Below are 24,265 nucleotides of genomic sequence, written 5' to 3' on the forward strand. Positions count from 1 at the left end.
GCGGCACCCGGGGCTGTGGGACTTGCCGTGATCAGGCCCGGACAATCCCGGCCCAACCATGCTGTCCGGGGTTCTGTGACGTCGCGTTCGAGAGAGCGCGATCTCGGCTGCCCAGAGGCAGACCTGACAGAAAGTCATTGTTTTGATTCCGAGATCTCATCCGAGCAGCGGCGCCGCGCGTCCCGACAGGCGCCACATGCTCGGACGGAAGTCGCGCAGGTTGGTGGCGCGCGCACTTACCACAGCGATGACAGCTGGATTGCTGACCGTCGGCGTCACCGCCGAAGGTGCGCATCCTGCGCTGGCCACGACTATCAACCAGACGAATCTGCCGCAGAGTGCGCCCAGCGACGGGCGGCACTCGGTTTCAACGACCGAGTCCGCGGCAGTTACAAAGGACTGGAAGGTGCCGCGCCTTGCGGTGATGCCTTTGGGGGACTCGATCACCTGGGGAGCCGGTAGTTCCGCCAATTCCGGCTACCGCGCTGAATTATGGAACCGGCTGGCCACGCACGCCGACAGCCTGGACTTCGTGGGGTCGGAGCGGAACGGCAAGCTGCCCGACCCGGATCACGAAGGACACTGGGGCTGGAATATCCACGGTCTGTTCGCCAACGTCGACAGATGGCTGCCGGCGGCGAACCCCAATGTGGTACTGCTACACATCGGCACCAACGACATGCATGACAACGAGCATGTGGACACGGCCCCTCGTCGCCTCGGCGAACTCGTGGACAAGATAACGGCGCTCGCCCCCGGCATGACCGTTCTTGTCTCCTCCCTGGTGCCTTCTGCGGATGCCGAAACCCAGAAGCGCATCGAGAAGTTCAATGCCGTGATCCCACAGCTGGTGGCAGAGCGGCAGGGCAAGGGCCTGCACGTCGGGTACGTCGACATGAGTGCGGTCACCACACGAGACCTCGCCGACGATATCCATCCCAACGACAACGGATACCTCAAGATGGCAGAGGCCTTCTACAACGGCCTCGGCCGCGCGGCCGCTGATGGCTGGATCCGACAGCAAGTCGACATCAAACCCGCCCCGTCCCGCAAGGCGCCTCCCGGCGACTACCGGGTTGATGTCAATGGTGATGGCAAGGCGGACTACCTGGTCGTTCACGACAACGGTGCCGTGGACGCCTGGATCAACAACGGCGGGAATGGTCACGGCGGGTGGACCGCGTTCGGCACCTTCGCATCCGGCGTGGGCGCACCCGGTGACAAGGTCCGCTTCGCCGATATCAACGGCGACGGCAAAGCCGACTACTTGGTCGTCCAGGACGACGGCGTAGTGAAGGCGTGGATCAACAACGGCGGGAATGGTCACGGTGGGTGGACCGCGTTCGGCACCTTCGCATCCGGCGTGGATGAGCCTGGCAGCAGGGTGCGCTTCGCTGACATCAACGGCGACGGCAAAGCCGACTACCTCGTGGTCCAGGACTACGGCGTGGTGAAGGCGTGGATCAACAATGGTGGGACCAAACACGGTGGGTGGACCGCGTTCGGCACCTTCGCATCCGGCGTGGGCGAGCCTGATGACAGGGTGCGCTTCGCTGACATCAACGGCGACGGCAAAGCCGACTACCTCGTAGTCCAGGACAACGGCGTGGTCGACGCCTGGATCAACAACGGCGGCAGCGATCACGGCGGGTGGACCGCGTTCGGCACCTTCGCATCCGGTGTCGGCGAACCCGGTGACAAGGTGCGGTTCGCCGATATCAATGGCGACGGCAAGGCGGACTACTTGGCCATCCAGGTGAACGGTGCTGTCGATGCGTGGATCAATAACGGCGGGACCGACCACGGCGGGTGGGGCGACTCGGTCAATTTCGCCACCGGTGTCGGCGAACCCGGAAGTAAAGTCCGAATCTAAAGCGATTTGAGAAACCGAGCAGGTGGAAAACGACATGTATGTTGCCAGACGGGGCGAACCGGATCGCGGGCCGACAATGGCCCAGCCGGCGAAGTCCAGGCTCTACGCCCTGGACGGCCTGCGCCTCATCGCGGCTCTGATGGTGGTCGCTTTCCACACCATGGCTTACAACGGCACCGGCTGGGCCACTTCGGTGGAGAGCCACTTCCCCAACACCTATCTTTTCAGCTATTACGGATGGCTCGGAGTCCAACTCTTCTTCCTCATCAGCGGATTCGTCATCTGCATGAGCTGCTGGGGCAAGAGCGTGGGAGAGTTCGCCATCTCGCGGGCAACGCGCCTCTACCCCGCCTACTGGTTTGCCGTCCTGGCTGCCGCGTTCATACTCTGGTTGCTTCCTGGGGTGCGAGACGTTCCCACGCTCAGCAACCTCGCGGTCAATCTGACCATGTTCCAGGACCCGTTGGGTGTCGACCGCGTGGACAGCGTCTACTGGTCCCTGTGGGCGGAGTTGCGGTTCTACCTGCTCTTCACCCTTGTTGCCTGGAAGGGCCTGACCTACCGACGCTTGGTCATCTTTTGCCTTGGGTGGGCCGTGGCCGGGCTTTTCGCCGCCAAGGTCGACAACGGACTGGTCGCAGCCGTGGTCATGCCCGAGAACTGCTGGTATTTCATCGCGGGCATCGCGCTCTACCTCATCTACAGGTTTAAGCCGAACGCACTCCTGTGGTCCATCGTCGGCGGCTGCTTCCTGCTCGGCCAGCATTTCCTGGTCGATGCCCACAAATCCAACCAGTACTACGCGGGAATCAAGGCACCACTGTGGCCGGCCTTGGTTCTTCTCACCGTCATCTTCGTCGTCATGGCGGCAGTTGCCGCCGGGTTCACCAACTGGATCACCTGGCGCTGGCTGCCTACCGCAGGCATTCTGACCTACCCCCTCTATCTTCTCCACGAAGACATAGGCTGGATCTTCATACGGCACTTGGAGCGTCGCCTCCACCCCTACGCCATCATGGCGGTTCTGCTCACGGCATTGCTGATCGCCTCATGGCTCGTCCACCGGCATGTCGAACGCCCGCTGGGGCGATGGATGGGCCGGAAGCTGAAGGTGAGCCTCGAAGAGATGCGTATCCACAGCTACCCGAACAGCTACAACATCACCGGCAAGCTCTCGGATCTGGAATCCCTCAACCAGCCGTACGACCCGCGAGCCGCCGCGCACGTCATGCCTTCGCGCCAGGATCGGGGGCCGTCGGAGTGATACCGGGCTTCGCCCGCTTCCGCTCGGCCTGCTCAGCTTGGCGAACAACACATCCCCGAACAAGGAAGAGTGACATGTCAGCCAGACGTCCACGTGCAGTGTGGGTCACAGGACTGCTCATATCCGCCGCCACCGCGAGCATGTTGACGGCTACCCCCGTGCACGCCATCGTGGGCCAGAGCGTCAACGACTCGTTCGCGTTCACAGCCAAGCTCGACATCGGCAACCAGGTGGATGGCCAGCGCAGCTGCTCGGCCGCGCTCGTGGCGCAGCAGTGGCTGGTCACCGCCGCCAGCTGCTTCGCCGACAATCCCGCTCAGAGCCTCAAGGTCCCCGCCGGTGCGCCCAAGCTGAAGACGACCGCCACCATCGGCCGCGCCGACCTGACTCGGGAGACGGGCAATGTGGTGGACGTGGTGGAGCTCGTCCCTCGCGAGGACCGTGACCTGGTGATGGCCAAGCTGGCGCAGCCGGTCGCCGGTATCGCCCCCGCGAGCCTCGGTTCCAACACTCCGATCGGCGGCGAGGAGCTGTGGGTCACGGGTTACGGTCGAACCAAGGAGGAGTGGACGCCTGACCGCCTGCACTACGCGAAGTTCAGCGTGGGAGCCGTGAAGGACACCACGGTCGGCCTCGTCGGCAAGTCCGACGGTGCGGCCATCTGCCAAGGCGACACCGGCGGCCCGGCATTCCGGAACATAAACGGCCGCTTTGAGCTGGTCGGCGTGAACAGCCGGTCCTGGCAGGGTGGTTGTTTCGGGTCCGACGAGAAGGAAACCCGCACAGGTGCTGTCGACTCCCGTGTCGACGACATCGCCGCCTGGATTCAGAAAACCTCCTCCCGCGACATTCTGCGTGGGGCGAACTGGAGCAACACGGCTCACATGAGCTCTGGTTACTTCACCGGGAAGTCGGCTGCCGTCAAGCGTCGCATGGACCTGTTCGTCGTCTGGAAGGACGGCTCGGCCAGCATCTTCCAGGGCGCCGACCACAACGCCCCAGAGTACCCGTACTCCGCGGAGTACAAGGTTGCTCCGGCGGGCAGTTACTGGAAGGACGCCAGAGCCGTCGCCGGCGGCAGCTTCACCGACAGCGGTTCGGATGGCATCACCGTGCGGTGGGCCAGCGGCAAGCTCTCGACATATCTTCATGTCGATGAGAACGGCTTCCATGACGAGAAGACGTTCGGTGCCGTCGGCAGCTACTGGAAGGGCGCCCGCCTCATCACGGTCGGCCGTTACACGGACAACCCCCTGCGCGACGACATGTTCGTCCTCTGGGATGACGGCTCGACCACGCTGTACTCCGACCTCGGCACCAACGGCATCGGCAAGCAGTCCCAGCTGGACAAGGGATGGACCGAAGCCGCGCAGATGAGCTCCGGCGAGTTCGGTGGGGGCAAGACCGGTGACCTCCTGATCCGCTGGAACGACGGCTCGGCCACCGTGTTCTCGGCCTTGGACCCCTCCGGCTATCACGGCAGGACCAGCATTCGTTCCCTCAACTCGCCCTGGAAGAACGTCCAGAACCTGACTGTGGGCTCCTTCGCCGCCGGCGACAACCGCCCCGACGACGTGCTTATCCGCTGGGCCCCCGGACCGCTCAGCTACTACCCCGGCGTGAGCACGGCGGGTACGACGCGCCCCGAGGTCCAGCTCGTCGGTTGACCCCGCCAGACACGGCGCAGCCTGCATTCCACTTTGTAATGCAGGCAGCGCTGTGTTCTCAGTTCATCCCCACACCTTAGATCCGGACTCTGCTTCCTGGGGCGACGGCAGAGGAGACCGGACCGATCCCGGTCCATTCATCATGGCCATCGCCCCCGTTGTTCACCCAGGCGCGGATCACGCCGATGTCGTCGACCGTGAGGTAATCCGCCTTGCCATCGCCGTTGATGTCGGCGAAGCGCACCTGATCCACGGGTGCCCCGGTGCCGGTGGCAATGACACCCGCCTTGGTCCACTTGTCCTGGCCTGTGGAGCTGTCGTTGAGCCAGGCGTGAACGGCACCACTGCCGTCGACCACCAGGTAGTCAGCCCGTCGGTCGCCATTGACATCGGCGAAGCGCACCTGGTCACCCGGCACGCCGACACCGGTGGCGATGACGCCCGCATCGGTCCACCCGTCGTGGCCGCCGGCCCCGTTGTTGACCCAGGCGCGTACGGCACCGTGGTCGTCCACGACCAGGTAGTCGGCTCGGCCATCGCCGTTGATGTCGGCGAAGCGCACCTGGTCGCGGGGTACATGGCCACCAGGAGCGAAGGTGCCCGCGTCGGTCCACTTGTCCTGGCCTGTGGTGCTGTCGTTGAGCCAGGCGTGAACGGCACCACTGTCGTCGACCACCAGGTAGTCGGCTCGGCCGTCACCGTTGATGTCGGCGAAGCGCACCTGGTCGCCCGACGCACCGACACCTGTGGCGATCCGTCCGTTCCGACCCGCCTTGGTCCAGGCGACGTGGTTTTTGTCCCCGTTGTTGAGCCAGGCGCTGACGGCGCCGTATTCGTCGACCACGAGGTAGTCCGCCCGGCCGTCACCGTTGATGTCGACCTGGTAATCGCCCAAGGGCAGCTTGCGAGGCGAGACGGGCCTGACGTCGACGCGCTCGCGGATCCAGCCGTCCGCTGCCGCCCGGGCGATGCGGTTGTAGAACGCGTTGGCCATCTTGACGTATCCGCCGTCGTTGGGGTGGAGCCAGTCACCGAGGTCCTGGACAGTGACTTCGGCCATGCTGACGTACCCGACGTTCATTCCCCTCTTCCGCCGCTCCTCGACCACCTTTGGCACGGCGGTGTTGTACTTCTCGATGCGTGCCAGTGTGTCGGGATTGGTGGAGGGAACCAATGAGGAGACCAGTACGGTCACACCAGGGGCGGCTGCCGTTATTTGGTCGATCAGGCTGCCGAGTCGGTCGGGGGCGGTGTCCGCGTGATAGTTCTGATCCACGTCGTTGGCGCCGATATGCAGCAGCACTACGTTGGGGCGGGCCGCCGCCAGCCACTTTTCGATATTGACGGACAACTCGTCGATCCGCCAGCCCGAATGCCCTTCGTGGTCCCGGTCGGCCAGTTGCCGGCCGTGCTGCTGCGAACCCACGAAGTCCAGACTACTGGCGTGCGGGGCCAGTCGGTTCCACAGTTCGCCGCGGTATCCGGAGTTCGTGGTGCTGCGGGCGCCCTCGGTGATCGAGTCCCCCAGAGGCATCACCGCGAGCCGCGGCACCTTCCAGTCGGTGGGGGACGCGTGCGCGGACTCCGTACGGGCGGCGCCGAAACCGGCGGTCAGCAGCGCCACGACCATTGCGTACACGACCAGTCCAGCCGGCACACGGGATTTCGGTGAGCGACGCCCAGCGGAAAGCGTTGAACGGCTTCTTGAAGTATGTATGGGAATCAAGTCCGTGAATCAAAGACCGCCCACGGGGCGGCCTGGCCGAGCTCCGCGACACCATGACGTCGCAGAGCCCAGTCATTGTCGCAAATCCCCCACAACAGTTGATCACGTTCCCCGGATAAACCCGCCGCTCACACCCCCCGGCTCATGAACAGCGCCGTCTCCCCCTCCGACTCCGTCCCCACGTACAGCGACGTGTCCAGCCCGCACAACACAAAGCCCAGTCGGCGATAGGCCCGCACCGCCGGGGCGTTCACGTTGGTGACCTCCAGCCAGGCCGTGCGCGCGGAAAGTTCACGTCCGTGGGCCAGAGCTCGCTCCATCAGGGCAGTGCCGATGCCTCGGCCTCGGTGGGTCGGGGCGACCCTCAAGTCGGCGATGTGGAGGCGGCGGTTCCAGGGGGCGTATGCGAGGGTGATCGCGCCGCGCACGTCGCCCTCGGTGTCGACGGCGACGATGACGTGTTCCTGGCCGTCGGTCTCCTCGTCGTCCGGATAGACCTTGCGCAATGGAGGGTCCACCGGGACGGGGTGGATGCGGAATTCCCCGTCGGTCGCGGTCACTTCCAGGATCGTGTCGGTGGTGAAGGAGTTGTCGATCTCCTCGGCATGCTTGCGGTCTTCCGGGGTCGCTACGCGGTAGATCACCATGACTTCACCGTACAGCGAGGGTCTCCCAGAACATCAGCTCGTAGGACTGGATCAGGCGGCCGTAGCGGTGGGCCGTCGGTTCCGAGAGCAGGCCGGTGTCCAGGCCGGAGGTGACCGCTGCCAGGGAGAGTTCCTCGGCCTCGGGGGACGGTTCGGCGAAGAAGTCGAAGAAGCCGCATGCGCGGTCGTCGAAGCCGTAGTGGTCGCACATGGCACGGCTGACGGTCCCGCAGTAGCCGGACCAGGCGGCGAAGTTGGCGGTGAGCGCGACCACCGCGTCGACCGGTTCGGCGCCGAGTGCGAGCCAGGCCGCGTACGCGGGGTAGGCCTGGCAGCCGGCCTGTGGCTCGTAGGCCCGTACCGCGTCCTCGTCCAGGCCGCAGGCAGTCGCGAGGGCCGTCAGCCGGTGCAGGGCCTCGGTCTCGCCCTCCGCGAGGAAGCGGAAGAAGGCGGCCACGGCGGGCTGAGGTGCCGCCCGGTCGGCCAGGTGCAGGAAGCTGCGGCGGTCGCCGGGGATGATGTGGTGCTGTTCCAGGGCGAGGGCCGCGAAGACCTCGCGGGGTGCCTCGCCTGTCGCGATCAGTGGCACCAGCGGGTTCGCCCCGTCGGCGGGCGCGAGCCCGCCCACCGCGTCCGCCAGCACTTCCCGGGCCGTACGAGCCATCTTGACGCCTTCCTGTCCCGAGCGGTGAGGAGCCCCGGGAACAGGTTGTCAGAAGATCGCGGCCCGGTGCCCGGCCGCCGCGCTCACTTCGCGTTCGCTCCGGCCAGGTAGAAGAGGAGGAAGAGGAAACCTGCGAAGAAGTGGACGGCTACGAGATAGATGAAGATCCGGATCGTCACCGACATCGGGGCCCGGTCCTGCTCGTTCACCTTCTTCACCACCGGTTCGGCAGCGGTGGCGTCGGCGGTGTTCAGTTCCTGCGAGGCGTTGCTCATGGCATTCCCCTCCGGGTCGGTGCGGCGCCGCCGAGGCACAGCTCGGTCGCGCCGCTCTGCATCAGCGTGTGCATGAACAGCAGGTCCACTCCGCTGCCCGACGCGGCCGCGATGCGGTGCGGGGTGAGCGAGTCGAAGTGCGCGGCGTCGCCGGGGTCCAGCACGTGGACGGACTCTCCGAGGGTCAGCCGCAGCCGGCCGCCGGTGACGTAGAGCCACTCCTCGCCGGGGTGCACCCGCACCAGTTCGGCCTGGTCGCCCGCGCCCGGGGGCACGTGCAGGCGCAGCGCCTGCATGGCCCGCCCGGAGCCGCCGGCCCGCCAGTACGTCCAGCCGCCGGACTCCTGGGCTTCCATGCGGTCCGCGCGCACAATGGGATCGCGCTCGGGGATCGCCTCGCCCAGGAGGTCCGATACCGTCGTCCCGTACGTACGTGCCAGCGTGAGCAGCATCGGCAGGGACGGGGTGCGGCGGCCGGTCTCCAGGCGGGACAGGTGCGCGGGTGACAGGCCGACGCGCGCGGCGGCGGCCTCCAGGGTCAGGCCACTGCGTCTGCGCAGGTCGCGCAGGCGTGGGGCGACGGACGGCAGGTCTGCGAGGTCGGCCGGGCCGGGTGGCGCGGCCAGGTCGGGCGACGGGCTCATGTGTCCGGTATAGCCCCGCCCATGCCTCAGAGGCAAAGTTTTTGCCTGCGAGGCAAATCAGCCGCCCGAGAGCCTGAGGCAAAGATTCCGCCGGGGCCTCCACCAGGGCTCCTCATGGGTTTCTCTTGATCACTTCATCTCTCGCCCCACCCCCGGTGAACAGCCGGGAAACTCTGCTTTTTGGCATTGACATGTCATGAGCTACGCGCGTCATGCTGGGCGTCATGACCAACCCCCCTCGTTTCATGCGTACCGCGGCGCTCGCCGCCCTGACCTCCGTGGTGCTGCTCGGCGGCCCCGCCGTCGCCGCCACTCCCACCGCCGCCCACCCGGCCTCCGTCTCCGCCACCGCCTCCGCCTCCGTGAAGATCGTCGGCGACATCTGCTACGGGGATCTGCCGTCCCAGGCGCACGACACCATCACCCTGATCGACAACGGCGGCCCCTTCCCCTATCCGAGGGACGGGATCGTCTTCTCCAACCGCGAAGGCGTGCTGCCGCAGCAGGCCGGCGGCTACTACCACGAGTACACCGTCAAGACCCCCGGTGCCCCGGACCGCGGCGCCCGCCGCATCATCACCGGCCAGCAGCAGCACGAGGACTACTACACCGCCGACCACTACGCGACATTCGACCTGGTCGACTTCAGCTGCTGAGCCTGCCGGCTCGCTGAGCCCGCTGAGCCATCCGGGCCCGCACGGGCCCGGAATCCACCGCGAGTTGCGTCCCGCCGTCACCTCCGACGGCGGGACCTCCGCTGTAATGGCCGGGTGAGCTCCCGGTCCGTACGCGTCCTGATCACCGCGATGGCAGGCGCCGCCTGCCTCGCCCTCTCCCAGGCCCCCTCCGCGGCCCCGCCGGCCGTCCCCGACCTCGGCCCGAACGTCACCGTCCTCGACCCCGGCATGCCCAGGGCCGTGATCCAGCGGAAGGTGGACGAGGTCTTCCGGCAGCAGGAGCGCAACCAGTTCGGGCCCGCCCGGCAGGCGCTGCTGTTCAAACCGGGCGCCTATGACGTCGACGTCAACGTCGGGTTCTCCACCCAGGTCGCGGGCCTGGGGATGTCGCCCGACGACGTCACGATCCGGGGTGCCGTGCACGCGGAGGCCGACTGGTTCCAGGGCAACGCCACCCAGAACTTCTGGCGCGGGGCCGAGAACCTCTCCGTCACCCCCGCCTCCGGCGCCGACCGCTGGGCGGTGTCCCAGGCCGCCCCGTACCGCCGGATGCATCTGCGCGGCGACCTGCGGCTCGACGACGGGGGCTGGGCCAGCGGCGGCTTCCTCGCCGACTCGCGGATCGACGGGCAGGTGCGCTCGGGCACCCAGCAGCAGTGGCTGTCCCGCGACAGCCGCTTCGGCGGCTGGACCGGCGGCACGTGGAACATGGTGTTCGTGGGCGTACGGAACGCCCCCGCGGGCACCTTCCCCCACCCGCCCTACACCCGGGTCGACCGGACACCCCGCGTACGCGAGAAGCCGTTCCTCTACGTCGACCGCGTGGGCGCCTACCGCGTCTTCGTGCCCGCGCTGCGCACCGCCACCTCGGGCACCACCTGGGAACGCGGCGCCCGGCAGCCGGGGGCCTCGCGTCCGCTCGACCGGTTTCTCGTCGTCCGGCCGGGGACGCCCGCCGGGCGGATCCAGGCGGCGCTCGCGCGCGGCAAGGACCTGCTGTTCACCCCCGGCGTCCATCACCTCGACCGGACGCTGCGGATCACCCGTCCCGGCACGGTCGTCCTCGGCCTGGGGCTCGCGACCCTCGTCCCCGACCGCGGCGCGACCGCCCTGTCCGTCGCCGACGTGGACGGCGTCCGCATCGCCGGCCTGCTCGTCGACGCCGGTCCCGTCGCCTCGCCCGCCCTGATGGAGATCGGCCCGCCCGGCGCCCGCCGGCGGCACGATCGCGACCCCGTCTCGCTCCACGACGTGTTCTTCCGCATCGGTGGCACGGGCGTCGGCAAGGCGGTCCGTACCCTCGTCGTCAACAGCTCGGACGTCATCGGCGACGACCTGTGGCTGTGGCGCGCCGACCACGGCGCCGGCGTCGGCTGGGCCGCCAACACCGCAGCCGAGGGCCTGGTCGTGAACGGTGACCGCGTCACGATGTACGGGCTGTTCGTCGAGCACTACCAGCGCCGGCAGACCGTCTGGAACGGCGAGGACGGCCGCACGTACTTCTTCCAGAACGAGCTGCCCTACGACCCGCCCTCCCAGGCCGCCTGGAGGCACGGTGCCACCAAGGGGTACCCCGCCTACGAGATCGGCGGCCGGGTGACGCGCCACGAGGGCTGGGGGATGGGCAGTTACGGCCACTTCACCGCCGATCCGCGCGTGGTGGCCGACCGGGCCTTCGCGGCGCCCCGGCGGCCCGGGGTGCGCTTCCACGACCTGGTCACGGTCTCGCTCGGCGGCACGGGCACCATCCGCCACATCGTCAACGACACCGGCGGGCCGTCCGACGCGACCACGAATGTGGCGTATCTGCGCTCCTATCCCTGACGGTCCGCAGGGTCCCACGCCCGCCAACGGCACTACCCTGTCCGGGCCTTGACCACCCGGAGTACTGTGGCGATCTTGGGCGACTTGAAGGGGCAACCATGAGTACGGACACCAGCGAGATAGTCGATCTGGCGGCGATGGGGCAGGAGTTCGCCAGAGACCCGTACCGCGTCTACGCCGAACTGCGCGCGATCGGCCCCGTGCACCGGGTGTGGATGCCCGAAGGCGCGGAGGCCTGGCTCGTCGTCGGCTACGACGAGGTGCGCGCGACGCTCAACGACCCACGGCTGTCGAAGGACTGGCAGGCGGCCGCCGGTGACGTCGGGCTCATCGCCGTGGCCCCGGGTCCGCACATGCTGATCCAGGACGCCCCGCACCACACCCGGCTGCGCAAGCTCGTCACCAAGGAGTTCACCCCCAGGCGCGTCGAGTCGATGGCCCCTCAGGTGCAGCGGATGACGGACGAACTGCTCGACGCGATGGCCGCGGTCCCCGACCGCCGCACCGACCTCGTCGACGCCCTGTCGTTCCCGCTGCCCATGGGCGTCATCTGCGAGCTGCTGGGCGTGCCCTCCCTCGACCGGGAGGCGTTCCGCGCCTGGTCCGACATCGCGGTGGGGTCCGCGCCGCTGGAGGAGAAGGCCGTCGCGTCGAGCGCGGGCGGCGCCTACCTCGCCGAGCTCGTCGCCGCCAAGCGCGAGGAGCCCGGCGACGACCTGCTGAGCGCGCTGATCCGCACCACCGACGAGGACGGCGACCGGCTCTCGTCCGACGAACTCCTCGGCATGGCCTGGCTCCTGCTCGTCGCCGGGCACGAGACGACCGTGAACCTGATATCCAACGGCGTCCTGGCCCTCCTCCAGCACCCCGACCAGCTGGCGGAGCTGCGCGCCGACCCCGGCCTGCTGGAGAACGCGATCGAGGAGATGCTGCGCTACGACGGGCCGGTGGAGACGCCGACCTACCGCTTCACCACCGAGCCGGTGGAGATCGGCGGCGTGAGCATCCCGGGCGGCGGCGCGCTCGTCCTGCCCGTCCTCGCCGACGCGGACCGCGACCCCGCCCGCTTCCCGGAGCCGCACCGCTTCGACATCCGCCGCGACGCCCGCGGCCACGTCGCCTTCGGGCACGGCATCCACTACTGCCTGGGCGCGCCGCTGGCCCGCCTGGAGGCACGGATCGCGATCCGGTCGCTGCTGGAGCGCTTCCCGGAACTGGCGCTGGATGTGCATCCGGGGGCTTTGGCCTGGCGGGAGGGCATGCTTATTCGGGGGCCGCGGTGGGTTCCCGTGCGGTTCTGATCGACGGCCTTGAGGTGTAGGTCCGTTGCGCCTGCGGCGGAGCGCCCTGCGGGCGCGTCCTCAAACTCCCCCAGCTACCGCTGGGAGGTGCCCCCACGGGCTGAAATTGCGCACCCCGGGGGGTCTGGGGGCTTGCCCCCCAGTTTCGGGAAGGGGCGGGGCTGGGGAAATCAAGACGCCAGCGAGCCGTGCACCCGTAGCCGCGCCACGCCCCCGTCGGGGTGGATGTCGAGGCGGACATGCGTCGCCACCACAGGCTCAGGCAGCACGAACCGATGCACCGCATCAGGCTCAAGCCGCGTCCGAGGCACGACCTCCCTCCACCCGGAGGAGTTCGCGGCATCGAGCACCGACACCGTCGCCCACCCCGCCGAATTCCCCTTGTAGCACCCCGTGTCGATCTCCACCGCCCGCAGCTCGGAGCGCCCGGTGAGGCGGTAGCGCACCCAGTCGTGTCCGTGGTCGCGGCGGCGTCGCGTCTCCCAGCCGTCGTCCATGCGGTGCGACCGGCCGGGGTGGATGGTGTGGAAGGGGGAGGAGTAGAAGCGGTCGGAGGCGTCCTCGACGTGGCCGCCGTTCTCCAGCGCGGCGAGGTCGAAGGTGCCGAGGGCGGCGAGCCAGACCAGGTCGGGTACGGATTCGCCGTGGACGCGGAGGCGGGCGACGCCGCCGTCGGGGTACTGACTGAGCCTCACATGGGTGAAGCGCTCCGGGCGGTGGACGACGAAGCCGTTGGCGGCGTGGCCGCCGACGGGCGTGCGGGGGACGAGGACCGTCCACTTCACGTCGTCGGCGAGCAGTTCCTCCGGTGAGGGTGTGCCGGGCAGGGCGGTGGCCTCGACGCCGACGGCCTGCGGGTGGTTGCCGCGGAAGTGGGCGGTGTCGACGACGATTCCGTGGATGATCCCGGGTGCCCCGAGCCGGACGAGTGCCCAGTCGTGGTCGTCGTCGGCCGGGTGCGGGGTGTCGGCGGAGGCGCCGCGGCGGCGGCGGGTCTCCCAGCCGTCCATGATCTTGCCCTTGTGGCCGAAGTGTTCGGGGTCGAAGTGCGCGGCGCCGGGCTTGAGGAGGTTCTCCCGCTCGGCGAAGAACTCGTCGTTGGCGGCGATCACCCCGGCGCCCAGCCGCCGGTCGGCGAGGTCGGGGAATTGGTCGAAGGGGAAGGCCGCGGTGCGGTAGTCGGCGTACGGGTCGCCGCCCGCGTAGGGGTTCGCGTCGCCGGTGAACGAGGGTATGTCCGCAGGGGTGCCGTTCATGTGCTGCGCTGCCTTTCGAGGAGGAGGCCGGTGGGCTCGGTGGGGCCGCCGTGGCCGGTGATCCGGCGGCCGCGCAGCCAGGCGGCCCGTACGACGCCGTGCAGGGTCTTCCCGGCGTAGGCGGTGACGTGGTTGCGGTGGTGGAGCGCGGCCGGGTCGACCGTGAAGGTCTCGTCGGGGGCGAGCACGGCGAAGTCGGCGTGGCGGCCCGCCTCGATGGCGCCCTTGTCGTCGAGGCCGGCGAGGGCTGCGGGGCCGCCGGACATCCAGCGGGCGATGTCGTGGAGGGTGTGGCCACGCCGCCTGGCCTCGGTCCAGACGGCGGGCAGGCCCAGTTGGAGGGAGGAGATCCCGCCCCACGCGCGTCCGAAGTCGGGGACCTTGAGGTCGGTGGTGCAGGGCGAGTGGTCGGAGACGACGCAGTCGATGGTGCCGTCGGCGAGCGCGGCCCACAGGGCGTCCCGGTTGGCGGCCTCGCGTATCGGCGGGCAGCACTTGAACTCGGTGGCGCCGTCGGGGACTTCCTCGGCGGTGAGGGTGAGGAAGTGCGGGCAGGTCTCGACGGTGACCCGCACCCCGTCGGCCTTGGCCGCGGCGATCATCGGCAGGGCGTCGGACGAGGACAGGTGCAGGATGTGGACGCGGGTGCCCAGTCGGCGGGCGACGGATATCAGCCGGGCTATCGCCTCGTTCTCGGCGGCGCGGGGGCGTGAGGCGAGGAAGCCGGAGTAGCGCGGGCCCTCCGGTTGCGGGGCGCGTAGCAGGTGACCGGGGTCCTCGGCGTGGACGATCAGCAGTCCGTCGAGGGCAGCGATCCGGGCCGCGACCGCTTCCAGGTCACCGGGGCCGAGCGAGGGGAACTCCTCGACGCCGGAGGGCGAGAGGAACGCCTTGAAGCCGAAGACCCCGGCGTCGTGCAGGGGCCGCAGGTCCGCGAGGTTGCCGGGCAGGGCGCCGCCCCAGAAGCCGAGGTCGACGTGGGCCTTGTCGCGCGCGACGCCCTGTTTGGTCCGCAGGTGTTCGAGGGTGGTGGTGGGCGGGAGGCTGTTGAGGGGCATGTCGACGAGGGTGGTGATGCCACCGGCGGCGGCCGCCCGGGTCGCGGTCGCGAACCCCTCCCACTCGGCGCGGCCGGGGTCGTTGATGTGCACATGAGTGTCGACGAGGCCGGGGAGCAGGACGTCGTCACCGAGATCCTCGACGACGGCCCCGGTCCCGTACGCCGGGCCCGGCGTGGGTCCGGTCCCGTACGGCAGGTCGGTCTCGTACGGGAGGACAGCCTCGATCCGGCCGTCGGCGACGGTGACGGAGGCGGGCCGGACGCCCTCCGGGGTGACGACGCGCGTGGAGCGCAGTACCAGCTCCACCGGTGCCACCGGGACCCTCGCATCGGTTGCGGCCACGCGCACGCACCCTCCTCCGGCGGGCCTTTCGGGCCCTTCGAGCCGAAATTTCAACGTTCTGTTGAACCGCGGTGCACGCAGTCTTCAGCCGTGTCCCGTACCCGTCAAGACCCCTCGACCCCTTGCGCATTTCATGCACCAGAAGTCGGTTTTCAAATTGTGGAAGGCGGGGCGTAAAGCCCCCGATGTCCCGGTAGGCTTCTGCCACCCCTGTACCGGAAGGACCCAGACGTGCCCTCGCCCGCCGACCCCCGAACCGCCTCGACCAGTGGCGGTGTCCAGTCACTGGAGCGCGCCTTCGATCTGCTGGAGCGCATGGCCGACGCCGGTGGCGAGGTCGGGCTGAGCGAGCTGTCGACGACCAGCGGGCTGCCGCTGCCGACCATCCACCGGCTGATGCGCACGCTGGTGGCCTGCGGTTATGTGCGCCAGCAGCCCAATCGGCGGTATTCGCTCGGCCCGCGGCTGATCCGGCTCGGCGAGAGCGCGTCCCGGCTGCTCGGCACCTGGGCCCGCCCGCACCTGGCCCGGCTGGTCGAGGAGACGGGCGAGACGGCGAACATGGCGCTGCTCGACGGCGACGAGGTCGTCTATGTGGCGCAGGTGCCGTCCCGGCACTCGGTGCGGATGTTCACCGAGGTGGGCCGCCGGGTGCTGCCGCACACCACGGGCGTCGGCAAGGCGCTGCTCGCCCAGAGCCCGGACGACGAGGTGCGGGCGCTGCTGGCCCGTACGGGCATGCCCGCCGCGACCGAGAAGACGATCACCACTCCGGACGTCTTCCTGGAGGCGCTGGCGCGGGTGCGCGAGTCGGGTTACGCGGTGGACGACAACGAGCAGGAGATCGGCGTCCGCTGCCTGGCGGTGCCGGTGCCCAATTCCCCCACGTCCGCGGCCATCTCCATCTCGGGCCCGGCGGGCCGGGTCACGGACGCGGCCACGGAGAAGATCGTGCCGCTGCTCCAGGAGGTAGCCGCGGAGCTGTCGCTGGCGCTGGCGGCCACTGCCTGACCCCGGCCGGCGACGCCCTCAGTCCCCGCCGGGGGCTTCCCGGGGGCTCGGGACCCGCTGCGCGCCCTCTTCCGGGGCGCCGCGCGCGGCCTCGTCCAGGGGTCTTCCCGGGCCCTGCTCCGGCACCCGCGCACCGCCGAACCGGTCGACCGCGGCGCGGAGTTCGGCGAGAGCCGCCGCCAGGGCGCTGACGGAGCCGACGGCGCCCGCGACCAGCAGCAGGGAGCGGCGCAGCCGGGGCACTTCGGGTTCGCCCCCGCGCGCCATGGCGTCGAGCGCGGCCAGTTCGTCCTCGGCGGCGTCCCGGTCGGGTAACCGGGCCGGGTGTGCCGCGAGCGCCCGGCGCAGCCGGGACACCGCGTCCCTCAACGCGTCCACCCTAGGGTCCTGACCGACGCGGTCCACTCTCTCCTCTTCCACCACAACGGCGCCTTCCGCCACGACACTCCCCCTCCCACGCGCTCGCGCCGATCAGTTAACGCACTTTCCGTACAGCGCGCTATACGCACAGCGAAATTAAGTCCGTACTCCGCACGCACGGGTGACGAGGCGGCCTCCGCCCGACAGGGCGAACGGATGCGGTATGCAGGGTCCATGACGCGGATCACGGATACGACATATGCACCCGGGGCGGCACCCGTCGCCGGGCTGCTGCTGGCCGCGGGAGGCGGGCGGCGGCTGGGCGGCCGGCCCAAGGCGCTGCTCGGCCACCGGGGCAGGCCGCTGGTGGAGTTCGCGGCCCGGGTGCTGCGGGACGGCGGCTGCGTACCACGGTACGTAGTGCTGGGCGCGGGCGCGGCGGATGTGCGGAACCGGGCCGAACTGCCCGGCTGTGTCCTGGTGGACAACCCCGACTGGGCCGACGGCATGGGGTCCTCGCTGCGGGCCGGGCTCGCGGCGCTGGCCCCGACGGACGCCTCGGCGGTGCTGGTGACGCTCGTGGACCAGCCGCGCGTGGGGGCGGAGGCGGTGGCCCGGCTGGTGGCCGCGCACCGGGCGGGCGCGGGGCTGGCCGCGGCCGCGTACGGGGGCGAGCGCGGCCATCCGGTGCTGTTCGCGCGCGAGCACTGGGCGGGCGTGGCGCGTTCGGCCGCAGGCGACCGGGGCGCCCGCGCGTATCTGCGCGAGCACGCCGCGGAGGTGACGCTGGTGGAGTGCGCGGACGTCGCGGCGCCGGACGACGTCGACACCCCGGACGATCTGCGGCTCCTGGACTGAGGGTCGGCGGGTGCGGGGCGCGGGATTCCGGGGGCGCGGGGCCTGGCACCGGGCGCCACCACGCCCCATTGAACTTCCACCATGAGAAAACTATTCTCCATTTGATCAGGATTCGTGCGGCACTGCGTGCCGTCCTCGCTGAAGGAGTGACAGTCCATGTCCGCACCAGCGCCGTCCTCGCCGGTCATCGTCGACGCCCCGCCCGTGGAGCGGCAGGCAGAGGTACTGACGGAGGAGGCGCTCGCCTTCGTCGGCGCACTGCACAGCCGGTTCACGCCGCGGCGCGACGAACTGCTCGCCCGCCGCGCCGCACGCCGCGCGGAGATCGCGCGGAGCGCCACCCTGGACTTCCTGCCCGAGACCGCCGGGATCCGGGAGGACGACAGCTGGCGCGTGGCGCCCGCCCCGGCGGCGCTCCAGGACCGGCGGGTCGAGATCACCGGCCCGACCGACCGCAAGATGACCGTCAACGCGCTCAACTCCGGGGCGCGGATCTGGCTCGCCGACTTCGAGGACGCCTCGGCGCCCACCTGGGAGAACGTCGTAGGGGGCCAGCTCAACCTGACCGACGCCTTCGAGCGCCGCATCGACTTCACCGACGACCGCGGCAAGGCGTACGCGCTCCGGCCCGCCGAGGAGCTCGCCACCGTCGTGGTCCGCCCGCGCGGCTGGCACCTGGACGAGCGCCACCTCACCGTCGACGGCCGCCCCGTCCCCGGCGCCCTGGTCGATTTCGGCCTCTACTTCTTCCACAACGCCCGGCGCCTGACCGACCTCGGCAAGGGCCCGTACTTCTACCTCCCCAAGACCGAGTCGCACCTGGAGGCCCGCCTCTGGAACGACGTCTTCGTCTTCGCCCAGGACCACATCGGCATCCCCAGGGGCACGGTCCGCGCCACCGTCCTGATCGAGACGATCACGGCCGCGTACGAGATGGAGGAGATCCTCTTCGAACTGCGCGAGCACGCCTCGGGGCTGAACGCGGGGCGCTGGGACTACCTGTTCTCGATCGTCAAGAACTTCCGCGACGCCGGGCCGCGCTTCGTCCTGCCCGACCGCAACGCCGTGACGATGACGGCGCCGTTCATGCGCGCGTACACCGAGCTGCTGGTGCGCACGTGCCACCGGCGCGGGGCGCACGCCGTCGGCGGCATGGCGGCCTTCATCCCCTCCCGCAAGGACCCCGAGGTCAACAAGGCGGCGTTCGAGAAGGTCCGCGCCGACAAGGACCGCGAGGCGCGCGACGGCTTCGACGGCTCGTGGGTCGCCCACCCCGACCTGGTGCCGGTCGCGCGGGCCTCGTTCGACGCGGTGCTCGGCGACCGGCCGCACCAGAAGGACCGGCTGCGCGAGGACGTACAGGTCACGGCCGCCGAGCTCATCGCGGTCGACTCGCTGGAGGCGAAGCCGACGTACGAGGGGCTGCGCAACGCGGTGGCGGTCGGCATCCGCTACATCGAGGCGTGGCTGCGCGGCTCGGGCGCCGTCGCCATCTTCCACCTCATGGAGGACGCGGCCACCGCCGAGATCTCCCGCTCGCAGATCTGGCAGTGGATCAACGCCGGGGTGGTGTTCGGCAACGGCGAGAAGGCCACCGCGGAACTGGCCCGCCGGGTGGCCGCCGAGGAGCTCGCCGCGATCCGCGCCGAGGCCGGGGAGGAGGCCTTCGCCGCGGGCCGGTGGCAGCAGGCCCACGACCTGCTGCTGAAGGTCGCCCTGGACGAGGACTACACGGAGTTCCTCACGCTGCCCGCGTACGAGCTGCTCGACCGGCGGGCCTGAGGGCGGGAGAGCCCTGGCCCGAGTGGCGAAACAGCCGTATGTGACGGGTGATTGGATGATTGTTCACCCGATTCAGTGATTGTGGCTCATGTGTGCCCTGGCTCACCCTGGAAGGGAGCAGGGCACACCCGCCGGTCGCCCTGCACTCGCGGACGACGGGGGAGCCACCATGGCCGAAGCGGCAACGACCAGCAGCCCCCGTCCCGTTGCGCGATCGTCGGGCCCGGCCTCCGGCCCCGGTCCGACGACGGCGGTCCCCCGCGCCGGCACGGCGCGGCAGGGCTCCACCGCACACCGCGAGAGCCCCGGCGGGCCCGCGCTCCGGCCCTGGCTGCCGCTCGCCTTCGCGGACATCGAGCTCGGTCAAGAGGTCACGGCCTACGCCGGGCGATGGTGATGACCACCGCCTGGAGCGCGGAGGAATTCACGACCGCGCTGCGCGCCCACTCCGACCGCTACTGGCACAAACACCCGCTGCACCTGCGCCTGCACCGCGGTGAGCTGAGCCGCCAGGAGCTGCGGCAGTGGATCGCCAACCGCTGGTATTACCAGAAGTGCCTGCCGCAGAAGGACGCTGCCGTCGTCGCCAACTGCCCGGACGCCGAGGTGCGCCGCCGCTGGGTGCAGCGGGTCCTCTATCAGGACGGCACCGACGACCGGCACGGCGGTCACGCCCAGTGGCTCGACCTCGCCGAGGCCGCGGGCCTGAGCCGCTCGGAGGTGCTGGACGAGCGCCATGTGCTCCCCGGCGTCCGCTTCGCCACCGACTCCTATGTGGCCTTCGCCCGGACCCGCCCGTGGACCGAGGCCGTCGCCTCCTCGCTCACCGAGCTGTTCTCACCCGACCTGATGCGCGAGCGTCTCGCCGCGCTGCGCACGCACTATCCCTGGGTCGCCACGTCCGGCCACGCCTATTTCGCCGAGCGCCCCGCCGCGGCCACCTGCGACGCCCGGCACGCCCTGGAGCTGGTCCTCGCCCACTGCACGACCCGGGAGCGGCAGCAGGCGGCCCTGGCCGCGCTGGCGTTCAAGTGCGATGTGCTGTGGAGCATCCTCGACGCCCTCGAGCACGCGGGCCGGGCCCGGTGAGGCCGGGCGGTGCCGGGGCGGCGGGGCCCACGGCGGGCACCGGGGTCCGGTGGCGGCTGCGCGGTGGCGTGCGGCTCGGCCACGACGCCGTCCGGGACACCGGCGTGCTGCTGCACCCGGAGGGTGTCCTGGTGCTCAACGAGACGGGCGCGGCCGTGCTGGCGCTGTGCGACGGCGCCACCGACGAGCACGCCCTCACCGGCGCCCTGGAGAGGACCTATGCGTCAGTGCCCGCCGGGGAGGTCCGGGCCTTCCTCGCGGAGCTGGCGCGGCGGCGGCTGATCGAGCCCTCCCCCGGTCCCCCGGAGCGCAGCGGTGGATAGGCCGCTGGGGTTGCTCGCCGAGCTGACGTACCGCTGCCCGCTGCGCTGCGCGTACTGCTCCAACCCCGTGGAACTCGACGCGTACGCGGACGAGTTGACGCTGTCCCAGTGGCGGCGGGTGCTGGCCGAGGCCCGTGAGCTCGGGGTGCTCCAGGTGCATCTGTCCGGCGGGGAGCCCCTGGTGCGGCGGGATCTGGCCGGGATCCTCGCGCACGCGCACGGCCTCGGTCTCTACACCAGCCTGATCACCGGCGGCCAGGGCCTCACCGCGGCCCGGCTGTCGGCCCTGACCGCCGCGGGGCTCGACCATGTGCAGATCAGTGTGCAGAGCTCCGACGCCCCGGAGGCGGACGCCCTCGCGGGCCGTCCGGTGCACCGGCGGAAGCTCGCCGCGGCCGCGCTCGTCAAGGACGCGGGCCTGCCGCTGACGCTCAACGCCGTGCTGCACCGCGCCAATATCGGGCGCGCCGGGGCGCTGGTCGAGCTGGCCGTGCGGCTGCGGGCCGACCGGCTGGAGCTGGCCAACGCGCAGTATTACGGCTGGGCGCTGCTCAACCGCCGGGCCCTGCTGCCCACGCGCGAGCAGCTCACAGACGCCGAGTCCGTGGTCCGCGCCGCGCGGGAGCGGCACGCGGGGCGGCTGGAGATCGTCTATGTGGTGTCCGACCTGCACGACGGGGTGCCCAAGCCCTGTATGCACGGCTGGGGCGGCCGCCAGCTGACCGTCGCGCCCAACGGCGATGCGCTGCCGTGCTCGGCGGCGGGGCGGATCCCCGGGCTGGTCGTGCCGAACGTCCGGCGGGCAGGGCTCGCCGACATCTGGTTCCGCTCCGAGGCGTTCAACCTCTTCCGCGGCACGGAGTGGATGCGGGAGCCGTGCCGCAGTTGTCCGCGCAAGGAGATCGATCACGGTGGCTGCCGCTGCCAGGCGTTCCAGCTGACCGGTGACGCCGCGGCCACCGACCCCGCCTGTGCGCTCTCCCCGCACCACGCGCTGGTGCGCGACATCGTCCGCGACGCCGAGGCCATACCCGGCGCCGCACTCCCCCGCGGCTGATCCCGCCCGCTGCCCGTCCCCCGTACCCGCCGCCGTACGCCCGCACCCACCACCCGGCCCCCGCAGGAGGCGACGCCATGAACCCGCTGCCACCGGACGGGGTGTCGGTCACGACCCAGCACAACGACAACCGCCGCACGGGCGCGAATCTGCTGGAGACGGCGCTCCACCCGGGAAACGTCCGTCCGGACACCTTCGGCAAGCTCTTCAGCCGCCCGGTGGACGGTCAGATCTACGCCCAGCCGCTCTATCTCGCCCAGTGCCCGATCGAGGGCCACGGACCGCGCAATGTCGTCTTCACGGCGACGATGCACAACAGCGTCTACGCCTTCGACGCCGACGACCCGGCGGCCTCCGCACCCCTGTGGCACGCCTCCCTCGGCCCCTCCGTCACCCTGCCCGACGCGAACGTGGGGCCGCCGGGGTACCGCGACATCTCGGTCGAGGTGGGGGTGGTCGGCACGCCGGTCATCGACGTGGAGCGGCACGTCCTGTACGTCGTCGCCTTCACCAAGGAGCAGGGCGCGTACCACCACACCCTGCACGCGCTGGACCTGTCCACCGGCCGGGAGGCCCTGGGCGGGCCGGTGCGGATCACCGCCACGGTGCCCGGCACGGGTGACGGCAGCGCCCAGGGGAAGCTGACCTTCACCAGCAACCGGCAGATCCAGCGCGCCGCGCTGACCCTGGCGGGCGGCCGGGTGTACGTCGCGTTCGCCGCCTACGGCGACCAGGACCCGTACCACGGCTGGGTGTTCGGCTTCGACGCCGGCGACCTGCGGCGCACGGGGGTGTACGTGACCACGCCCGCCACCCAGCGGGGCGGCATCTGGCAGGCGGGCCAGGGCCTGGGCGTCGACGACCAGGGGAATCTCTACTTCATGACCGGCAACGGCGGCTTCCGTCCGGACGGTTCGGAGCTCGGGGACGCCGTCGTCAAGCTGACCCCCGGCCTCACGCTCGCGGACTGGTTCTCCCCCTTCAACAACGCGGCCCTGGACGCCGCCGACGCCGACCTGGGTTCGGCCGGGCCGCTGCTGATCCCGGGCACCCGGCTGTTGCTGGGCGGCGGCAAGGAAGGCAAGTTCTATCTGCTGGACACCGGCAACATGGGCCATTTCCACGCCGGTTCGGACAGCCAGATCGTGCAGAGCTTCTTCGTGGTGACACCGGATAAAAACACCCATCACATCCACGGCGGGGCGGTGCACTGGAACTTCCGCGGCGGCGGGCCCTGGGTGTACGTCTGGCCGGAGAACGCCTTCCTGCGGGCCTACCGCTTCACCGGCGGCACGCTCCAAACGGCCCCCGCGTCGACGAGCACCACCACCGACCCCAGGGGCGTGCCCGGCGGGTCGCCCGGGATGCCCGGCGGCTTCCTGTCCGTCTCCGCCCACGGCGACGACCCGGCGACCGGCCTCGTCTGGGCGGCCCACCCCTACCGCGACAACGCCAACCAGGCCGTGGTGGAGGGCGTCCTCCGCGTCTACCAGGCGACCGACCTGACCCGGGAGGTGTGGAACAGCAAGATGAACGCCACCCGCGACGACGTGGGGATGTTCGCGAAGTTCGCGCCGCCGACGGTCGCCGCCGGCAAGGTGTACGTGCCGACGTTCTCCGGCGCGCTCCACGCGTACGGACTGCTGGGCTGACGGGAGGGCGGGCCGGCGATGAGGCTGCGCGTCCTGGGCACCGCGGCTGGCGGCGGGCTGCCCCAGTGGAACTGCGCCTGCCGCGGCTGCTCCCGGGCGCGGGCCGCGGGCCCCGCGGTGTGGCGGAGCCAGGAGTGCCTGGCGGTCAGCGCCTCCCCCGACGCCTGGTATCTCGTCAACGCCTCCCCCGACGTCCGTACGCAGATCCTCGCCACCCCCGGTCTCGCCCCGCCCGGCGGCACCCGGCACTCCCCGCTGCGCGGCGTGCTGCTCACCGACGGCGAGCTCGACCACACGGCGGGGCTGCTGGCGCTGCGCGAGGGCGCGGCGCTCGACCTCTTCGCCCCGGCGGCCGTGACGGCGGCCCTCACCGAGGACTTCCCGCTGCGCAGCCTGCTCGCCCCGTACGGCGCGGCGCGCTGGCGGCCGGTGGCGGGTGAACTGCGGCTGGACGACGGGCGGCTGCGCGTCACCGCGATCCCCGTGAGCGACAAGCGGCCGCGCTACGCGGCGGGCTCCACCCGGCCCGGCCCGTGGGTGGTGGCGTACCGCTTCGACGACGCCGTGACGGGCGCGGCGGCCGTCTACGCCCCCTCCCTCGCCCGGTGGCCCGAGGAACTGGACGCCGCCCTGTCCGGGGTGGGGTGCGTGATCCTCGACGGCACCTTCTGGAGCGAGGACGAGATGGAGCGGGTGACGGGTCACGGCCCGGGGGCCCGCGCGATGGGCCATCTCCCCATCGGCGGCGTCGGCGGAACGCTGGGCAGGCTGCGGGGCCGTACGGGCATCAGGTGCCTCTACACCCACCTGAACAACACCAATCCGGCCGCGGACCCCGCCTCCCGTGAGCGTTCCGTGCTGGCGGACGCGCTGGTGGAAGTGGCCTCGGACGGGCAGGACATCCGGCTGTGA

Annotated in this window: 23 protein-coding genes; 15 read left to right on the forward strand and 8 right to left on the reverse strand. The window is 70.5% G+C overall.

Annotated elements, in window-relative coordinates; genetic code table 11:
- Positions 1–247 precede the first annotated feature (247 nt).
- From ABD269_RS26585 to ABD269_RS26595, 3 genes are all read left to right on the forward strand, one after another.
- A complete protein-coding gene (locus ABD269_RS26585; protein WP_344121757.1) occupies positions 248–1,873 on the forward strand; it encodes an FG-GAP-like repeat-containing protein in 1,626 nt (541 codons plus the stop codon).
- Positions 1,874–1,895: 22 nt separating this feature from the next.
- On the forward strand, positions 1,896–3,137 hold the full coding sequence (locus ABD269_RS26590) for an acyltransferase family protein (RefSeq protein ID WP_344121759.1): 1,242 nt from the start codon (positions 1,896–1,898) through the stop codon (positions 3,135–3,137).
- A gap of 158 nt (positions 3,138–3,295) precedes the next feature.
- Complete coding sequence (locus tag ABD269_RS26595; RefSeq protein ID WP_344121761.1) at positions 3,296–4,804, forward strand: S1 family peptidase; 1,509 nt, start codon at positions 3,296–3,298, stop codon at positions 4,802–4,804.
- Positions 4,805–4,880: 76 nt separating this feature from the next.
- Here the strand turns inward: ABD269_RS26595 and ABD269_RS26600 are convergent, their stop codons facing one another.
- From ABD269_RS26600 to ABD269_RS26620, 5 genes are all read right to left on the reverse strand, one after another.
- Complete coding sequence (locus tag ABD269_RS26600) at positions 4,881–6,428, reverse strand: FG-GAP-like repeat-containing protein (protein ID WP_344121763.1); 1,548 nt, start codon at positions 6,426–6,428, stop codon at positions 4,881–4,883.
- 230 nt (positions 6,429–6,658) lie between these two features.
- A complete protein-coding gene (locus ABD269_RS26605) occupies positions 6,659–7,177 on the reverse strand; it encodes a GNAT family N-acetyltransferase (protein ID WP_344121765.1) in 519 nt (172 codons plus the stop codon).
- 4 nt (positions 7,178–7,181) lie between these two features.
- A complete protein-coding gene (locus tag ABD269_RS26610) occupies positions 7,182–7,841 on the reverse strand; it encodes a thiaminase II/PqqC family protein (protein ID WP_344121767.1) in 660 nt (219 codons plus the stop codon).
- Positions 7,842–7,924: 83 nt separating this feature from the next.
- Positions 7,925–8,116, reverse strand: a complete 192-nt coding sequence (locus ABD269_RS26615; RefSeq protein ID WP_344121768.1) for a DUF6126 family protein — start codon at positions 8,114–8,116, stop codon at positions 7,925–7,927.
- A complete protein-coding gene (locus tag ABD269_RS26620; protein ID WP_301891517.1) occupies positions 8,113–8,760 on the reverse strand; it encodes a helix-turn-helix domain-containing protein in 648 nt (215 codons plus the stop codon). The genes ABD269_RS26615 and ABD269_RS26620 overlap by 4 nt, the downstream gene beginning before the upstream one ends.
- A gap of 224 nt (positions 8,761–8,984) precedes the next feature.
- Between ABD269_RS26620 and ABD269_RS26625 the strand changes: the two genes are divergently transcribed.
- From ABD269_RS26625 to ABD269_RS26635, 3 genes are all read left to right on the forward strand, one after another.
- A complete protein-coding gene (locus tag ABD269_RS26625) occupies positions 8,985–9,416 on the forward strand; it encodes a guanyl-specific ribonuclease (RefSeq protein WP_344121770.1) in 432 nt (143 codons plus the stop codon).
- A gap of 150 nt (positions 9,417–9,566) precedes the next feature.
- Positions 9,567–11,261, forward strand: a complete 1,695-nt coding sequence (locus tag ABD269_RS26630) for a coagulation factor 5/8 type domain-containing protein (protein ID WP_344122091.1) — start codon at positions 9,567–9,569, stop codon at positions 11,259–11,261.
- 98 nt (positions 11,262–11,359) lie between these two features.
- The gene (locus ABD269_RS26635; RefSeq protein ID WP_344121772.1) at positions 11,360–12,562 is read left to right on the forward strand and encodes a cytochrome P450 family protein; all 1,203 of its coding nucleotides are present in this window, start codon (positions 11,360–11,362) and stop codon (positions 12,560–12,562) included.
- Between the two features lie 170 nt (positions 12,563–12,732).
- Here the strand turns inward: ABD269_RS26635 and alc are convergent, their stop codons facing one another.
- The gene (gene alc, locus ABD269_RS26640) at positions 12,733–13,818 is read right to left on the reverse strand and encodes an allantoicase (RefSeq protein WP_344121774.1); all 1,086 of its coding nucleotides are present in this window, start codon (positions 13,816–13,818) and stop codon (positions 12,733–12,735) included.
- Positions 13,815–15,194 (reverse strand): allantoinase AllB, encoded by a 1,380-nt coding sequence (gene allB, locus ABD269_RS26645; RefSeq protein WP_344122093.1) that lies wholly within the window; start codon positions 15,192–15,194, stop codon positions 13,815–13,817. The genes alc and allB overlap by 4 nt, the downstream gene beginning before the upstream one ends.
- A 258-nt stretch (positions 15,195–15,452) precedes the next feature.
- On the opposite strand from allB, the gene ABD269_RS26650 reads away from it, so the two are divergent.
- Entirely contained in the window at positions 15,453–16,232 is a 780-nt protein-coding gene (locus ABD269_RS26650; protein WP_301891522.1) for an IclR family transcriptional regulator, read from the forward strand.
- A gap of 18 nt (positions 16,233–16,250) precedes the next feature.
- Here the strand turns inward: ABD269_RS26650 and ABD269_RS26655 are convergent, their stop codons facing one another.
- Positions 16,251–16,673: a DUF5955 family protein gene (locus ABD269_RS26655; RefSeq protein ID WP_425572976.1), complete on the reverse strand. Its 423-nt coding sequence runs from the start codon at positions 16,671–16,673 to the stop codon at positions 16,251–16,253.
- A gap of 153 nt (positions 16,674–16,826) precedes the next feature.
- Between ABD269_RS26655 and ABD269_RS26660 the strand changes: the two genes are divergently transcribed.
- The 8 genes from ABD269_RS26660 to pqqB all read left to right on the forward strand — a co-directional run bounded on the left by ABD269_RS26660 (position 16,827) and on the right by pqqB (position 24,265).
- Positions 16,827–17,450 (forward strand): nucleotidyltransferase family protein, encoded by a 624-nt coding sequence (locus ABD269_RS26660; protein WP_344121778.1) that lies wholly within the window; start codon positions 16,827–16,829, stop codon positions 17,448–17,450.
- A gap of 156 nt (positions 17,451–17,606) precedes the next feature.
- On the forward strand, positions 17,607–19,232 hold the full coding sequence (aceB, locus tag ABD269_RS26665; RefSeq protein WP_344121780.1) for a malate synthase A: 1,626 nt from the start codon (positions 17,607–17,609) through the stop codon (positions 19,230–19,232).
- A 169-nt stretch (positions 19,233–19,401) separates the two neighbouring features.
- Positions 19,402–19,629 (forward strand): hypothetical protein, encoded by a 228-nt coding sequence (locus tag ABD269_RS26670; RefSeq protein ID WP_344121782.1) that lies wholly within the window; start codon positions 19,402–19,404, stop codon positions 19,627–19,629.
- Complete coding sequence (gene pqqC / locus ABD269_RS26675; protein WP_344121784.1) at positions 19,623–20,321, forward strand: pyrroloquinoline-quinone synthase PqqC; 699 nt, start codon at positions 19,623–19,625, stop codon at positions 20,319–20,321. The genes ABD269_RS26670 and pqqC overlap by 7 nt, the downstream gene beginning before the upstream one ends.
- A complete protein-coding gene (gene pqqD / locus ABD269_RS26680; RefSeq protein WP_344121786.1) occupies positions 20,318–20,644 on the forward strand; it encodes a pyrroloquinoline quinone biosynthesis peptide chaperone PqqD in 327 nt (108 codons plus the stop codon). Before pqqC ends, pqqD begins: the two co-directional genes overlap by 4 nt.
- Positions 20,637–21,701: a pyrroloquinoline quinone biosynthesis protein PqqE gene (gene pqqE / locus ABD269_RS26685; RefSeq protein ID WP_344121789.1), complete on the forward strand. Its 1,065-nt coding sequence runs from the start codon at positions 20,637–20,639 to the stop codon at positions 21,699–21,701. Before pqqD ends, pqqE begins: the two co-directional genes overlap by 8 nt.
- A gap of 77 nt (positions 21,702–21,778) precedes the next feature.
- Complete coding sequence (locus ABD269_RS26690) at positions 21,779–23,353, forward strand: hypothetical protein (protein ID WP_344121791.1); 1,575 nt, start codon at positions 21,779–21,781, stop codon at positions 23,351–23,353.
- Positions 23,354–23,371: 18 nt separating this feature from the next.
- Complete coding sequence (gene pqqB, locus ABD269_RS26695) at positions 23,372–24,265, forward strand: pyrroloquinoline quinone biosynthesis protein PqqB (RefSeq protein ID WP_344121792.1); 894 nt, start codon at positions 23,372–23,374, stop codon at positions 24,263–24,265.

It is taken from the genome of Streptomyces blastmyceticus, assembly GCF_039521185.1.
GTDB classification, from domain to species: Bacteria; Actinomycetota; Actinomycetes; order Streptomycetales; family Streptomycetaceae; genus Streptomyces; species Streptomyces blastmyceticus.

Excerpts from the sequence above, each read along its gene's own strand:
- ABD269_RS26585 (WP_344121757.1), top strand. The coding sequence starts at position 248 with ATGACAGCTGGATTGCTGACCGTCGGCGTCACCGCCGAAGGTGCGCAT.
- ABD269_RS26605 (WP_344121765.1), bottom strand. The coding sequence starts at position 7,177 with ATGGTGATCTACCGCGTAGCGACCCCGGAAGACCGCAAGCATGCCGAG.
- ABD269_RS26610 (WP_344121767.1), bottom strand. The coding sequence starts at position 7,841 with ATGGCTCGTACGGCCCGGGAAGTGCTGGCGGACGCGGTGGGCGGGCTC.
- ABD269_RS26615 (WP_344121768.1), bottom strand. The coding sequence starts at position 8,116 with ATGAGCAACGCCTCGCAGGAACTGAACACCGCCGACGCCACCGCTGCC.
- ABD269_RS26620 (WP_301891517.1), bottom strand. The coding sequence starts at position 8,760 with ATGAGCCCGTCGCCCGACCTGGCCGCGCCACCCGGCCCGGCCGACCTC.
- ABD269_RS26625 (WP_344121770.1), top strand. The coding sequence starts at position 8,985 with ATGACCAACCCCCCTCGTTTCATGCGTACCGCGGCGCTCGCCGCCCTG.
- ABD269_RS26630 (WP_344122091.1), top strand. The coding sequence starts at position 9,567 with ATGGCAGGCGCCGCCTGCCTCGCCCTCTCCCAGGCCCCCTCCGCGGCC.
- ABD269_RS26635 (WP_344121772.1), top strand. The coding sequence starts at position 11,360 with ATGAGTACGGACACCAGCGAGATAGTCGATCTGGCGGCGATGGGGCAG.
- alc (WP_344121774.1), bottom strand. The coding sequence starts at position 13,818 with ATGAACGGCACCCCTGCGGACATACCCTCGTTCACCGGCGACGCGAAC.
- ABD269_RS26660 (WP_344121778.1), top strand. The coding sequence starts at position 16,827 with ATGACGCGGATCACGGATACGACATATGCACCCGGGGCGGCACCCGTC.
- aceB (WP_344121780.1), top strand. The coding sequence starts at position 17,607 with ATGTCCGCACCAGCGCCGTCCTCGCCGGTCATCGTCGACGCCCCGCCC.
- ABD269_RS26670 (WP_344121782.1), top strand. The coding sequence starts at position 19,402 with ATGGCCGAAGCGGCAACGACCAGCAGCCCCCGTCCCGTTGCGCGATCG.
- pqqC (WP_344121784.1), top strand. The coding sequence starts at position 19,623 with ATGGTGATGACCACCGCCTGGAGCGCGGAGGAATTCACGACCGCGCTG.
- ABD269_RS26690 (WP_344121791.1), top strand. The coding sequence starts at position 21,779 with ATGAACCCGCTGCCACCGGACGGGGTGTCGGTCACGACCCAGCACAAC.
- pqqB (WP_344121792.1), top strand. The coding sequence starts at position 23,372 with ATGAGGCTGCGCGTCCTGGGCACCGCGGCTGGCGGCGGGCTGCCCCAG.